Origin of the sequence: Myxococcus sp. CA033 (assembly GCF_013336625.1) — a bacterium.
GTDB classification, from domain to species: domain Bacteria; phylum Myxococcota; class Myxococcia; order Myxococcales; family Myxococcaceae; genus Myxococcus; species Myxococcus llanfairpwllgwyngyllgogerychwyrndrobwllllantysiliogogogochensis.
Genome location: NZ_JABUMU010000013.1, coordinates 225,268 through 239,404 on the forward strand (window position 1 = coordinate 225,268; position 14,137 = coordinate 239,404).

Sequence of the window (14,137 nt, forward strand, 5' to 3'; positions counted from 1 at the left end):
TCCCGCTCGGGTTGCTTCTCGCTGGCGAGGTCGCTCAGCCATCGAGGCGTCGTGGTGCGGGTCCCCGTGGTTCACGGCTTGGGTGCCGCGGTCGTCCTCTTTCTAGTGAGGACGCCGAGAAGTCCCTTCAGGGTTTCGGTGGCTATCGACTCGCGTGAAGTCCGAACCATCACGCCTTGCCGCGCGTCAGGTTCCACGTGGAACGGCGAAGAGGGATGGGCGCCGCGTGCTGGCTGCACCTGGTTGAAGGGGCCGCTTCTGGAGGTCGTGCATGCCGACGCGGTGAAGCCGCTGCCAGCGTTGCCGCGCACCGTGTTCCATCGTGGAACGTGGCGGGAGCCAGGGCGAGTTCTCTTGGTGGGGCTTCACCTGGTTGATGGCGGTGCTTCTCGATGGTGCGCCGAATCACGTGAGGCGGGCCTCAGTCAGCCAGCGGTTGCCATGCGCCGTGCTCCACCCAGAAGGTGGCGGGGGGCAGGGCGAGTTCTCTTGGTGGCTTCACCCGGTTGAAGTCGTGGCTTCTCGATGCCGCGCGCCGAATCACGTGAGGCAGGGCTCGGCCAGCCAGCGGTTTCCACGCGCCGCGCCCCATGTGGAGCGGTGACGGGGTCGAGGGTGAGTCCTCTGGGTTTCTTCACCCGGTTGAAGCAGCCGCTTCGCGAAGGCGTGCGCACCGGCGTGCGTGAGGTCCCGGTCATCCAGCGTTGCCACGCGCCGCGTTCCACGTGGAACGGTGACGGAGCCTTGGGTGAGTTCCTCGTCGAGTCCGCGCCCGGTTGGAGCAGGTGCTTCGGGATGCCGGGTACGGCGACGCGCGTGGTGCCTCCACCAACCGGCGATGTCGTGTTCCACGTGGAACGGTGGAGGGGCCTTGGGTGAGTTCGTCCTCAGCAGCTCAAGGAGTCGCTTCGCGATGCCGTGCCGGCGGACTCGCCTGAAGTCTCTGCCAACCAGCGATGCCGTGCTCCGCGTGGAACGGTGAAGGGACCAGGGTGGGGCACGGGTCCTGAACTGGTTCAGGCAGTCGCTTCGCGATGCCGTGCACGGCGACTCGTGCGAAGCCCCCGCCAACCAGCGATGCCGTGTTCCACGTGGAACGGTGACGGGGCCTTGGGTGAGTTGCTCGTTGAGGCCGCGCCTGGTTGAACCAGTGGCTTCGTGATGCCGTGAACGGCGACTCGTGCGAAGCCCCGCCAACCATCGATGCCGTGTTCCACGTGGAACGGTGACGGGGCCTTGGGTGAGTTCCTCGTTGAGGCCGCGCCTGGTTGAAGCAGAGGCTTCGTGATGCCGTGCACGGCGACTCGTGCGAAGCCCCGCCAATCAGCGATGCCGTGTTCCACGTGGAACCCTGATGAGGTCCGGGATGAGGGCCTCGTTGAGGTCGCGCCCGGTTGAAGGAGGTGCTTCGCGATGCCATGCGCGGCGACTTGCGTGATGCCTCCACCAACCGGCGATGCCGTGTTCCACGTGGAACGAAGAAGAGGTCCAGATGGCCGTCGCGTGCTGGCCTCACCTGGTTGAAGAGACCGCCGCGAAGCTTCTTCACGGTGTTGGTGCTGGCGAACTCGCATGAAGCCGCTGCCATCCCGCGATGCCGTGCGCCGTGTTCCACGTGGAACGAAGAAGGGGTCCGGATGAGCGCCGCGTTGTCTTCCTCACCTTGCTGATGAGGTGGCTGAGAAGCCGCTTCGTGGTGACGACGCCTGATGGTTCGTGTGCGGTGTTCCACGTGGAACCGATGCGGGCATGAGCACCGCTCCACGTGCCCGGGCACCGGCATCGATGCGTGAAGGAGGTGAGCCGTGATGCTCGGCCTGGCGACGCGTGTGACGCCTTCGCGTGCAGGTGTTCTGGTGAGCATCCGTGTTCCACGTGGAACGCATCACGCGCTTCACCACCTCTTCAACGAGATGCTGGGGCTGGCGGTAAGGGCCTCACGTGAGGCCGCCGTCACCACGTGTTGCCGCGAACCGAGCAGATGGCGAACCCACTTCCTGATGCGCGACGTGTGCCGTGTTCCACGTGGAACGCGGTGGTGCGTGGACTGGTGTGGACCGTCCAGTTGCTGGTGCCGTGCGGCCCATGCACGCGCTTTCGTGTTCCACGTGGAACGGCGGAGAGACAGCGCTCGGGATGCGTCGATGCCTTCGCCGAGAAAGGGTCGTGAGCGAGTTCTCGATGATGTCCGCATGCCGCCATGCGTGAGGTCATGCGAGGTCGATGCGGCGCGAATCGTGTTCCACGTGGAACACGAAAGCGGTCCGCACGAGCGGTCGAAACCCGTGCTCACGCGATGCCGTGTTCCACGTGGAACGAGGTAACGCCTGAACCGGTCTCAAGGAGTCGTGCTGGTAGCGGAGCCGCGTGCTCCCGTGTTCCATGTGGAACGCAGAAGCCGTTCACGAGGTGGCGCGTGCGACGTGCCCTTCACCTCATCAACGTGGTGTTGGGCCTTGGCCGATGATGCGCAACGGCGCTGGCCTGCGTGACGCTGTCGCGAGCAGTTGAGACGACGCGGGTCGTGTTCCACGTGGAACGCGGAAGCCGTTCGCGAGGTGGTTCGCGCCGCGCGCCGTTCACTTCATCAACGTGGTGTTGGACCTTGGCCCAGCGAGGCTCAGCGGTGCCGTCCTGCATGACGCTGTCGCGAGCGGTTCGTGTTCCACGTGGAACGCAGAAGCCGTTCACGTGGTGGCGCGCGCTACGTGCCGTTCACCTCATCGACGTGGTGTTGGGCCTTGGCTGGTGATGCGCAACGGCGCGGACCTGCGTGACGCTGTCGCGAGCAGTTGATGCGAGCGAGCCGTGGTTCACGTGAAACGGTGATGGGGGCGGAGCAGTGGTGGAACGCCGGTGCCGTGTTCCATGTGGAACGCGGAAGCAGCCAGGGTGGTGACGGGTGCTCGGCCTCATCGACGTGGTGTTGAAGACCGATGAGAAGGTGTTCACACGCTGCGCTTTCGCGATGGTCTGAAGGCCCTCGTGCCGTGTTCCACATGGAACGCGGACACGAGTCGGAAGGGCGGACTTCATCCGCGAAGACAACGTGCCCTCGCTTCGAGCCGATGTCGCGGACAGGCAGATGCCTGGTGCCGGCGCGTCGCGCGCGAGTTCCGATGTCGCCGTGGCCTTTGAGGCTGTTCCACGTGGAACGCGCGCGCCGATGCGGTGCGCGGGTGTTCATCCGAAGCGCGCTTCAGCGTGGCGTGTCCCACGCGGGAACGGGTGTCGTGTTCGATGGGTGCGGACAACGGGCATCGTGTGAACACGGTGAGCCACTTGGGCCCGCGTTGCCGCCGCCGTGTTCCATGTGGAACGCCGTGGTGGTGATGCGTGCTGAGGCGGCGACGAACGCGTGTCGCCTTCCACGCGGAGCAGGTGAAGTGACCGCGCTGAGTCCTGGGGGTGGGGATGAGGACTCGCGAGGCCGGGTGCCGACCCAGGCTCCACGTGGTTCGCGTGTCGGGTCCGTCCCCGGTTGTGGCGATGCCGTGTGCTCATCCTTGCTGGCTTCAGCGTGAAGCGAGCTGTGTGATGGACGGTGGTCGCGCACTGGAGGCCGGACAACGCTTCGATGACTTCACGGCATCGAGTGAGGGTCGCGGCGCGCACCAGATGGAACGAAGCAGAGCCTCACGCTGAATCGATCGATGCGGAGGATGTCTGGCGCGAGTTGGCCAGTTCGATGCCGCGCGCGCCGTGGCCCGCGTGAAACGGAGGTGCGGTCCGCGGCCCCGTGTCCAGATGGTGCCGAACGGCAGCTGGGTTTCGGCAAGCACCGCCGGCCGCGCGCATCGCCGCATGTGGAGTGGCGATGGAGGGAGCTGGTTCATGCCAGCGTGGTGCTCGCGGCACGGATGGCGTGTCGAACTGGCCGTTGAGCCAGTAGGGTAGTTCAGGCGGCGCCGCTGAAAGCTCTCGGATGGCGGGGCTCATCGCTGAACGAGGCTGCACCTCGCTTCATGTCGAATGGTCGATGGAGGTCGCGAGCCGGTTCGCGCCGCGTCAGTTGGAACCAGCGAAGAGTGTTCGCGCGATGCCTCATGTCGAACGGGTGCTGGCGGTAGCGAACTCGTTCATGTGGAGGCTTTCGATGATGCGGCAGCGATGGGCTCCGGACCGGATGGTGGTCGCGCCACTCCTCATGTCGAACGGGTGCTGGCGGTAGCGAACTCGTTCAGGTGGAGGCGTCCGATGATGAGTCAGCGATGGGCGCTGGACCGGATGGTGGTCGCGCCACTCCTCACGTCGAACGGCTGTCGGGAGTCGTGAGCGCGCTCATGTGGAGGCTTCCGATGATGAGTCAGCGATGGGCGCCGCACCGGCCAGTGGCCGAACTGCACCTCGCGTCGAACGGGTGCTGGGAGTGGTGAGCGCGCTCACGTGGAGGCTTCCGATGCTGAGTCAGCGATGGGCGCCGGACTGGATGGTGGTCGAACCACACCTCACGTCGACCGGCGGCTGGCGGTAGCGAACTCGTTCCTGCGGAGGCTCGTTGATGAGGCGCGAGGGTTGCCACATGGGGCTGTGGCCAAACCGCACCTCGCGTTGGCTGGGTGATGGAGTGGGCGAACCGGCTCGCGCGGTGGCTCTCGATGAGGAGACCTCGACGGGCGACGCATTGGAGGGCGTGCCGTGCCTCACGCCGGATGAGCGGGGGAGGTGGCGAACCGGTTCATGCGGAGGCTCTTGGTGGTGACGCATCGGACGGGGTCGTGCAGCGCTTCACACCGGATGGGTGATGGAGGTGGCGAAGTGGCGCATGCGGAGGTCTCGATGATGACGCCTCAATGAACTGAACGGTGGTCGACCCACGTCTCAGGTCGAACGCGCGATGGAGGTGCCGAGCTCGCTCATGCGCAGGCTCTCGCCGATGAGCATTGAGGAGCGCTGCATCGGACGGTGGTCGACCCATGCCTCAAGTCCAACGAGCGATGGATGGAGATGGCGGACCTGCCCGTGCGAGGGCGCTCGATGATGACGCATCGGACGGTGGCCGAACCGCACCTCATGACGAACAGGCATGAGCAGTGACGGCCCGGTTCATATTGGTGCTTCCGACAATGCATCGGGTTGCCGCACGGTGCCGTGTTGAACGGACAAGAGCCGTGGTGAGCCGACTCACGCGAGGGCGACCAACAACGCAGCGATGAACAGCCGTCACCTCCGATGACCCCGAGGCGACTTCATGTTGAACGGACGAGCGCCATGGTGGTCCGGCTCATGCGAAGGCGACCAACAGCGCAGCGATGAACAACTGCCACCGCGGAAGACAGTCGAAGCGCACTTCATGTCGAACGAGTCACGGGCGAAGAGGTGGCTCACGCGAGGGCTCGTGACAGCGCATGGAGGGTGCGCACCATCGCAGGGCAACCGCAGTGCGCTTCATGGCGGACATGCGATGAAGGTTGCGAGCCGGTACGAACCGGCACTTCCGATGCTGCCTGGGTGGGCCTCATCGTCCGGCGAGATTGCCCAGCGCTTCCACGTCACCCAACCCATTTGAACGGTGCACGGAGGTCGCGAGTCGAGCAGGCCCGTTCCATATGGAACGCGTGAGCGGACGGACTTGAGCGGTGACACCGACCCCCGTCACCCGCGTGCCCCCTTATAAGGAGGGCATCCGAGCAGTCTCCCCACACCGCCCGAATCCAGGATGCGAACGCCCGGTCGGCCGGGTTCTGGACGTAGGAAACCGTGCTCCAAGTCTCCGGAATCAGGCCTTCCGGCTTGCTTGGAAGCCCTCGAAAAGAGTCGTCACGCTGGGAGCGCCGTGAATTTGATCCAACACCGAATCGCGTGCTAGCAGCGGATCAGCGTGCAGTCGTGCACCGCATCACGCACGGCGCCCGGCTCTCGCCGGGCAAGAGAGAGGATGGGGCTCGTGGGTCGAATCATCTGCATCTCCAATCAGAAGGGTGGCGTGGGTAAGACGACCACCGCCATCAACCTCGCCGCGAGCCTCGCCTCCGCCGAGCGCCGCACGCTCCTGGTTGACATGGACCCGCAGGGCAACGCCGGCAGCGGCCTGGGCCTCAAGCAGGACAAGCTCCACGGCACCATCTACGACGCGCTCCTCAATGGCCGCCCCATGAAGGAGCTCTTCCACCCGACCGAGCTGCGCTACCTCCAGGTCGTCCCCGCCACGCCCGACCTCACCGGCGCCGAAGTCGAACTCGTCAACCTGGAGAACCGCGAGTTCCGCCTCCGCGACGCCCTGCGCCCCCTGGCCTCCGAGTTCGACTACATCATCATCGACTGCCCGCCCTCGCTCGGCCTGCTCACCCTCAACGCCCTGTCCGCCGCGGACTCCGTCCTCATCCCGCTGCAGTGCGAGTACTACGCGCTCGAGGGTCTCTCCCAGCTCACGCACACCATCGACCTGGTGAAGCAGGGCCTCAACCCCGACCTGAAGATGGAGGGCATCCTCCTCACCATGTTCGACGCTCGCGCCAACATCGCCCACCAGGTCGTGGACGAGGTGCGCGGCTACTTCAAGGAACAGGTCTTCCAGGTCGTCGTCCCGCGCAACGTGCGCCTGTCCGAGTGCCCGTCCTTCGGCAAGCCCATCATCCTCTATGACATCAAGTCCAAGGGCTGCGAGAGCTACCTCGCCCTCGGCCGCGAACTGATGAAGCGCGACACTCCCAAGACGCCCCGCCGGCGGGTCGCCTGAAGCCCTCCGCGAGCCTTTGCGTCGCCCATGCCCGTCGTGAGTCTCCTCGCGGCGCTGGAGTCCTGACTTGGTGAAAGCAGACACGCAGAAGCGCGCCCTCGGTCGTGGGCTCTCCGCACTCATCCCCCAGGCCGCTCCCGGCAAGGCCGCCGAACAGGCCGCCCTCAAGGCCGGCGTCCTCAAGCTCCCGATTGAGGCCATCCACCGGGACAAGGACCAGCCCCGGCGCTACTTCGACGAGGAGAAGCTCAAGGAGCTCACCGAGTCCATCAAGACGCAGGGCATCCTCCAGCCCATCCTCGTGCGCAAGGACGGGGACGGCGGCTACAAGCTCATCGCCGGTGAGCGCCGGTGGCGCGCCTCCCAGGCCGCGGGCCTCAAGGAAGTGCCCGCCATCATCAAGGACGTCACCGAGGTCCAGGCCTTCGAGCTGGCCCTCGTGGAGAACCTCCAGCGCGCGGACCTCAACCCCATTGAAGAGGCGGAGGGCTACAAGCGCCTGACGGACGAGTTCCGCCTCACGCAGGAACAGGTCAGCCAGCGCGTGGGCAAGGAGCGCTCCACGGTGGCCAACGCGCTGCGCCTGCTCGCGCTGCCCGCGGACGTGAAGCTGATGGTGGCGGACGGCTCGTTGAGCATGGGACACGCGCGCGCCCTGTTGGGCGTCCCCCGACTGCCCGAGCTGCAAAACCTGGCCAAGCAAGTGGCCGACAAGAAGCTGTCCGTGCGTGACACGGAGCGGCTGGTCCAGCAGAGTCGCACCCACGGCAAGAAGGATGCGGGCAAGACGCCGCCGAAACAGAGCCCGCAGGTGAAGTCCTTGGTGGAAGAGCTCCAACGTCGTTTGGGGACGAAGGTCCGGTTGACCGAACGAAGCCCCGGAAAGGGCACCATCGAGGTGGACTTCTTCTCCTACGATGACCTGGACCGGCTGTTGAAGCTGCTCAGGAAGGAGTAGCGCGTGGCGCTCCTTGGCGGGAAGAAAGACGAAGCACCCAGCAAGCCCCTGTTCAAGCGGGAGGAGGAATCCGTGTCGCAGCGCTCTGGTGAGGTTCATACGCTTCTGGGCAAGGGAAGCGAGTTTGAGGGGAAGCTTACCTTCGAGGGGCAGGTCCGCATCGACGGCAAGTTCCAGGGGCAGATCATCACCAAGGACGTGCTCGTCATTGGGGATGGCGCCAAGGTCAATGCCGAAATCCAGGCCGGCACCGTCATCATCAACGGTCAGGTCGAAGGCAACGTGAAGGCCACCCAGATCATCGAGCTCAAGACTCCGGGCCGCGTGAAGGGAAATCTAGAGACGCCGTCGCTGTCCATGGACCGTGGCGTCGTCTTCGAGGGCACGCTGAAGATGGAGAACCTGGGTGGCAACGCCGCCTCGGCGCGTCCTCCTCCTCCTGGCGGCGAGTCGAAGAAGTAAGGTGCGTCAGCGCGCGCACATCGCGCCAGCCCTGGTGCTGGCGCTGTCGCTGCTGTCCGGCTGCAAGGGCTGCAAGGACGAGGGTGCTGACTCCGGCGCCCTCTCTCCGGACGGCGCCGCGCAGACCCCTCGTTCCGGTGTGAAGGTTCCACTGCCGGACGGTTGGTCCGCGCAGGTCGCTCCCGACGACAGCTTCCAGGCGGGCCCGCCCGGCCGCCCGGTGCTTCGAGTGGACCTGCGCCGAGGCCAGGGTGAGCAACTGCCCACCGTGGACGCGCTGGCGGAGCGCGTGCGCGAGGAGTCGAAGAACTTCGAGGTGTCGCTGGACCAGGAAGAGTCCAAGGACACCTACTCGCTCTTGCGCGTGACGATGGCGCCGAAGCTCGCGGACGGTGGCATTGGCCTCCAGGCTCCCGCGCTCTTCGGTGCCCGCCGCGTGGGCAACGACCTGTTCCTCTGCGCGACGCTGCCCGGCGCCTCACCGGAAGATGTCCGGCTGGCCACCGAGGCGTGCCGCGAAATCGAAGTCCAGTCCTCCCAGTCCAAGTAGCCGCGCGGCCTTGCGATGACGGGCCGGTGCCTCCTCGCCCCGCGAGCGAGCCACCGAGCCACCGAGCCACCGAGCCCCTGGCCCGGCCCACGTCCCCGCTCACGAAGAGGCGCGCGCTCCCGAGCACTGGACCTCCAGGGTCCAGTTGCCTTCCGCGGAACGAACGCGCCGTTTCGGCGTCGGACGGGTCGTCACCGGGAGCGAGCATGGCAAGGTTGGCTCCAGGAGGTGGTCATGGACTGGAGAGCGAATCTCGTCGAGGACGACGCGGGCGTGAGGGAAGTGCTGGAGCACTCGCGGAGGGTGGCGGTGCTGGGCATCCGCTCGGAGGCGCAGGCGCACAAGCCGGCGTACTCGGTGCCGGCGTTCCTCCAGAAACACGGCTACGACATCGTCCCGGTGTCGGTGCACGGCGAGAAGGAGCCCATCCTCGGCCGGCCCGTGTACTCCGCCGTGGCGGACATCCCGGGGGACGTGGACCTGGTGCAGGTGTTCCGTCGCCCGGAGGACATCGACGCGCACGTGCCGGACCTGCTCGCCAAGAAGCCGCGCGCGGTGTGGTTCCAGCTGGGCATCCGCAATGACGCGGCGGCGGAGAAGCTGGCCCGTGCCGGCATCCGCGTGGTCCAGGACCGGTGCATGAAGGTGGAGCTGATGCGGCTGCTCCAGGAGCGCCAACCTGGTGGCGCGCTCCCTGTCTGACGCCCGAGAGCAGGCAGGCGTGGCGCGGTGCTGAACATTCAGCGAGCGCCGGGCGTCCATCCGATTATGGATGAGAAGATGAACCGGATGGCTCCGAGCTTGGGACGAGGGGTGCACTTCCGTGCACGCCGCGTCGCCATCGTCGCACGGGGACTTCCAGATTCTTTCGCGAGTCCCTAACCTTGTCGTTCCCCCGGCCCGTGGTGGGTCAACACCCCAGCCCATCCTCCGGACCTCCACGCAGCGCCCCGCAAGGAGTTCCCCGCATGTCGTTCACCGGAATGCTCCCCCTTCACCTTGCCACCGTGGACCTCAGCCCCGTGGGGGAGCGGCTGTTCGCCGCTGGAGGGCTCGCCGTCACCGTCCTCGCCGCGCTGTGGTTTGCCTGGACTCGGCCCATGCCGCAGCCCGTGCCCGTGCGCGTGCAGTCCCGTCGCAACCCCCGACGTTAGTCGTCGGAGGACGCCGGACCTGGTGGCCGGGTGATGCCCGACCCCAGGTCCGAGCCCTTGGAACTCAGCCGCGCTTGAGCGCGAGGGACAGGGCGAAGTCACCCGCTCCGTCCGTCCACCACGCCGCCAGTCCCAGCCCCGCCGCGTCCAGCTCCGCCTCGACGCGTGCCTGCTCGAACTTGCAGCTCACCTCCGTGCGCAGCACCTCGCCCTCGGCGAAGTCCACCCGGCGCTTCAGGGAGGACAGCCAGACGGACTGCGTGCGCTGCGACACCAGGCGCATCTCCACCCAGGCGTTGTGCTCGTCGAAGGGCGCGACGTGCTCGAACGCCTCCGGGTCGAAGTCCGCGCCCAGCTCGCGGTTGAGCACGCGCAGCACGTTGCGGTTGAACTCGGCCGTCACCCCGGCGCTGTCGTTGTAGGCGGCGAACAGCCGCGCGCGGTCCTTGATGAGGTCGGTGCCCAGGAGCAGGCCGTCACCGGGTTGCAGGCCCGAGGACAGCTCGCGCAGGAAGCGCGCTCGCTCGGTCGGCTTCAGGTTGCCGATGGTGCCGCCCAGGAACGCCACCAGTCGCCGTCCGCCTCCGGGCAGGCGCGACAGGTGGTGCTCGAAGTCGCCCACCACCGCGTGCACGGTGATGCCCGGGTACTCGCGCGCCAGGGACGCCGCCGCGCGCCGGAGGAACGCCTCGCTCACGTCGAACGGAACGAAGCGCGACAGCTGTCCCGCCTCCTCCATCGCATCCAGGAGCAGGCGCGTCTTCTCGCTGGTGCCACTGCCCAGTTCGATGAGCGTCGTCGCGCCGCTCAGCCTCGCCACGTCTCCTGCATGGGCCAGCAGGATTTCCCGCTCACGCCGCGTGGGGTAGTACTCCGGCAGGCGGGTGATGTCGTCGAAGAGCTGGCTGCCCCGCTCGTCATAGAGCCACCGGGGTGACAGCTCCTTGGGCGAGCCGCACAGCCCCTGGAGCACTTCCTGTCGCAGGGCGCGCTTCGCGTCGCCCGGCTTCACGTACACCTCCACCTTCACCCCGGGGACGGCCCGCGTCCCCTCGCCCGAAGTCGTCTCCACCGGCTGCACTGTCGACCTCATTGATTCACCTCACCTCTGACGCACAACGGAAGCCGGCGAAAATCTGCCGCCGGATGGGGTAGTCCCAGTTGCGAAAGCCATTGCGTACCGCCACGGGCGCGCTCGCCCAGGCCCCGCCTCGAAGCACCTTGTAGTCGTCGCCGAAGAACACCTCCGAGTACTCGCGATAGGGATATGCGCGAAAGCCCGCATAGGGATGGAAGTCGCTCGCCGTCCATTCCCAGACATCTCCCAACAGGCCCCAGACGCCCTCGCTGCTGACGCCCTGGGGATGACTGCCCACTCGCGCGGGGCCCCACGCGTCACCGCCCAGGTTGGCGTGCGCGGGCGTGGGCGCGTCGTCGCCCCACGGGTGCTCGCGCGCGACGCCGTCCGAGCCGCGCGCCGCTGTCTCCCATTCGGCTTCCGTGGGCAGCCGCTTCCCCGCCCAGCGCGCGTACGCGTCCGCTTCGTACCAGCACACGTGCTGGACCGGCTCGTTCGAGGGCAGCGGCTCCACCTGTCCGAAGCGCCTGCGCAGCCAGTGCCCGCCCTGCTGGGGCAGCCAGAACTGCGGGTGGCGCAGTTGCTCCGCGCGCACGAAGTCCCAGCCCTTGGGATGCCACCAGCGCGCGTCGTCGTAGCCCCCCGATTCGACGAAGGCGACGTAGTCCCCGTTGGTGACGGGGTGCGCATCCATGAGGAAGGGCGCGACCTCGCGCGCGTGCGCGGGCCGCTCGTTGTCGTACGCCCACGGTGACTCGCTGCCCAGGCGCACCGTGCCGCCGGGGATGAAGACGGGCTGGCGGGTGATGGGAACGGGGCTCGGATGCGGACGCGGCGAGCTGATGCGGTACTCCACGTCCGTCATCAACTGGAGCGTGGCGGCGAGCGTCTCCGCGTGCTGCTGCTCGTGCTGCGCCACCATGCCGAAGACGTACCCGCCCACCAGCAGCGGGGCCTCGCTGTCCTCGGGCACGTGGTCCGACAGGTGCGCGCGCACGGCTTGACGCACGCGCGCGGCGTAGGCGAACGCGGACTCAGGGGACAGCAGCGGCAGCAGGGCGCGCGTGTTCCGGGGGTGCTGGAAGGCGTCGTAGATGGCGTCGAAGGCCGGGTCCGTCAGCGCCGGTGCGCCGAGCGCTCGCAGCAGCCACTGCTCCTCGTAGTTGGCGACGTGCGCGACGTCCCAGATGAGCGGTGACATCAACGGCGAGTGCTGGTTCATCAGCACGTGCTCCGGAAGTCCGGCGAGCATGCGCAGCACGCGGGCGCGTGCGGCCTCCAGCTCGGCCCAGGCCCGCGCCTTCCAAGCCCTTCCCGGTGCACTGCCTGGCTGTCGTGTCGTCGAGCTGTCCGTCGTGCGGGACATGGCGCCTCAAGCTAGGGCGTGGAACGGCGTGAGGGTAAGTCCCGGGCCCCTCGGCCGCAGGTCCCCGTGCGGGAATGTACGTTTCCGTGGGGGGCGGCCGACCTGGCCGATGCTGCGACACCTCGCTGGCACTCCACCCGTGACATCGCCTCGCGCCTCGCGTGTTTCCCGCGCGTCGTGAGCGAGCCCGTCCTCCCCGTCAGGATGCGTGGCGCCCGACGCGCGGGCGCACGATTCTGTCCACTTTCGCCGCGTAGACTCGCCCCCAGGGTCGCCGTGAGGGGGAGGGGACCTCTATGCTGTCCACCATGGCCAGCGTCGCGAAGCACAGCTCCGTGCTCGTCGTGGAGGACGAGGACGACATCCGTGCCGCCATCGCGGAGATTCTGGAGAGCGAGGGCTACGACGTCACCATCGCGACCAATGGGCGCGAGGCGATGGAGGAGCTCTCCGACGTGCGCTACGTGCCCCGGCTCATCCTGCTGGACTTGATGATGCCGGAGATGAACGGGCATGAGTTCCTCGCGCGGCGGCAGACCATCCCCCGGTTGCGAAACGTTCCGGTGATGGTGCTCACCGCCGTCACCACCGACATTCCACCCGGCGCCAATGCGCTCCTGCGCAAGCCCTTCTCCGTGGAGGAGCTGCTGGAGGCGGTGCGCAGCATGTTGCCCATCGCCGCCTGAGTGGCGGGGGGCCGGTGCTCACGGCTCGCGCTCCACGGAGAGCAACGTCAACGTGCGCGAGCGCTCGTCCCACGAGTAGCCCAGGGCGAGCCCATGGTGCGCCAGCACGTGTCGACCCAGGCCGCCGCCTTCGGGCAGCGGACCCCGCACCGTGGTGTCCCCCAGCCGCTCCAGCGCGCCCTGCAGCGCCCCGAAGGCCTCCGCGCTCATACGCCCCACCTCTCGCCACGCCTGGGGCGAGTAGTGGATGCGGTGCGGTCCGGGTGGGCGGTGGCGGAGCTGCGGCATGTCCTGGCGTCGACGTTCCTTTCCAGGGGGACTCCCTTGCCAATCCCGTGCCCGCGCGGATCCACCCCGTTCTTCCCCTCTGGGTGCGGGGGAGATGGTTCGAAGCTGAAGGAGTTACAGGAGGAAGCAAAAGAGGCCGGAAGAAACGACAGGTGACGAGGGGTCCTCCGCTCGGAAGGAGGGCGGGGGATCAGCCTCGCCGTGCCCTCGCCCGAGAAGAGGACGAGCCCGCCCGGGTGGCCGGGGGGGAGGCGGCACCCCGAGCCGTCGTCGTGCCCTGGCTGCCCGCTCGCGGCCCGCGTGCTCACGTTTCGACACACGGGGAGGCACGTGGCCCCGGACAAGGAGAAGCCATGGCGGCACGGCGCAGATACACCCCCTGGTCTGCCACGAACGGGCTGCTGTTCGGCGTCATCGCGGGCGTGGTGTTGGGGTTGGCGGAGGTGGTGATGGCCCTGGCCGCGGGTGACAGTCCCATGCGGCCGGTGCGCATGTCCGCGGGCATGGTGCTGGGGCCTCGAGTCTTTGGCGAAGGCTTCCCCATGGGGACGATGGTGCTGGTGGGCGTGGGCCTCCACCTGGCGGTGTCCGCGCTGGTGGGCGTGTTCTATTCGTTCCTCGACGCCATGCTTCCGGTGGATGGACGGGGACGCTGGGAGTTCCAGGCCGCGGTGGGAATGTTGTTCGGCATCGCGGTGTGGCTGGTGGACTTCCAGTTCATCGCGCGGGGCTACTACCCGTGGTTCCTCGACGTGCCGCAGTTCCCCCAAATCGTGTTGCACGCCGTGTTCCTCGGGTTGCCGTTGGCGTTGCTCTTCACCGCGGCGGAGCGACGCCGCGCGCTGATGGACGTGGCGGAGAGCGCGTCTTCATCACCGTGACGTGCGAGTGAAGCGGAGGCCGCGAGAGGCGCGCG

General features: G+C 67.4%; 12 protein-coding genes. 9 read left to right on the forward strand and 3 right to left on the reverse strand.

Going from position 1 to position 14,137, the window contains the following annotated elements:
• Positions 1-4,905: 4,905 nt before the first annotated feature.
• The 7 genes from HUA78_RS47310 (at position 4,906) to HUA78_RS27605 (ending at position 9,803) form a co-directional block, all read left to right on the forward strand.
• Complete coding sequence (locus tag HUA78_RS47310; RefSeq protein WP_256433640.1) at positions 4,906-5,037, forward strand: hypothetical protein; 132 nt, start codon at positions 4,906-4,908, stop codon at positions 5,035-5,037.
• Between the two features lie 850 nt (positions 5,038-5,887).
• Entirely contained in the window at positions 5,888-6,679 is a 792-nt protein-coding gene (locus tag HUA78_RS27580) for a ParA family protein (RefSeq protein ID WP_141642456.1), read from the forward strand.
• Between the two features lie 67 nt (positions 6,680-6,746).
• Positions 6,747-7,637 (forward strand): ParB/RepB/Spo0J family partition protein, encoded by an 891-nt coding sequence (locus HUA78_RS27585; RefSeq protein ID WP_141642457.1) that lies wholly within the window; start codon positions 6,747-6,749, stop codon positions 7,635-7,637.
• A 3-nt stretch (positions 7,638-7,640) separates the two neighbouring features.
• On the forward strand, positions 7,641-8,099 hold the full coding sequence (bacM, locus tag HUA78_RS27590; protein WP_141642458.1) for a bactofilin BacM: 459 nt from the start codon (positions 7,641-7,643) through the stop codon (positions 8,097-8,099).
• 1 nt (position 8,100) lies between these two features.
• On the forward strand, positions 8,101-8,649 hold the full coding sequence (locus HUA78_RS27595) for a hypothetical protein (RefSeq protein WP_141642459.1): 549 nt from the start codon (positions 8,101-8,103) through the stop codon (positions 8,647-8,649).
• Positions 8,650-8,883: 234 nt separating this feature from the next.
• A complete protein-coding gene (locus HUA78_RS27600) occupies positions 8,884-9,351 on the forward strand; it encodes a CoA-binding protein (RefSeq protein ID WP_174460380.1) in 468 nt (155 codons plus the stop codon).
• A 266-nt stretch (positions 9,352-9,617) separates the two neighbouring features.
• On the forward strand, positions 9,618-9,803 hold the full coding sequence (locus tag HUA78_RS27605) for a hypothetical protein (RefSeq protein WP_174456120.1): 186 nt from the start codon (positions 9,618-9,620) through the stop codon (positions 9,801-9,803).
• A gap of 64 nt (positions 9,804-9,867) precedes the next feature.
• Here HUA78_RS27605 and egtD read toward each other — a convergent pair whose 3' ends face one another.
• Positions 9,868-10,896: an L-histidine N(alpha)-methyltransferase gene (gene egtD / locus HUA78_RS27610; protein WP_174477491.1), complete on the reverse strand. Its 1,029-nt coding sequence runs from the start codon at positions 10,894-10,896 to the stop codon at positions 9,868-9,870.
• 4 nt (positions 10,897-10,900) lie between these two features.
• Entirely contained in the window at positions 10,901-12,247 is a 1,347-nt protein-coding gene (gene egtB / locus HUA78_RS27615; protein WP_141642463.1) for an ergothioneine biosynthesis protein EgtB, read from the reverse strand.
• A 296-nt stretch (positions 12,248-12,543) separates the two neighbouring features.
• On the opposite strand from egtB, the gene HUA78_RS27620 reads away from it, so the two are divergent.
• Positions 12,544-12,933 (forward strand): response regulator transcription factor, encoded by a 390-nt coding sequence (locus HUA78_RS27620; RefSeq protein WP_141642464.1) that lies wholly within the window; start codon positions 12,544-12,546, stop codon positions 12,931-12,933.
• 18 nt (positions 12,934-12,951) lie between these two features.
• Here HUA78_RS27620 and HUA78_RS27625 read toward each other — a convergent pair whose 3' ends face one another.
• Positions 12,952-13,221 (reverse strand): hypothetical protein, encoded by a 270-nt coding sequence (locus tag HUA78_RS27625; protein WP_254623924.1) that lies wholly within the window; start codon positions 13,219-13,221, stop codon positions 12,952-12,954.
• Between the two features lie 353 nt (positions 13,222-13,574).
• On the opposite strand from HUA78_RS27625, the gene HUA78_RS27630 reads away from it, so the two are divergent.
• Entirely contained in the window at positions 13,575-14,102 is a 528-nt protein-coding gene (locus HUA78_RS27630) for a hypothetical protein (protein WP_141642465.1), read from the forward strand.
• Positions 14,103-14,137 lie beyond the last annotated feature (35 nt).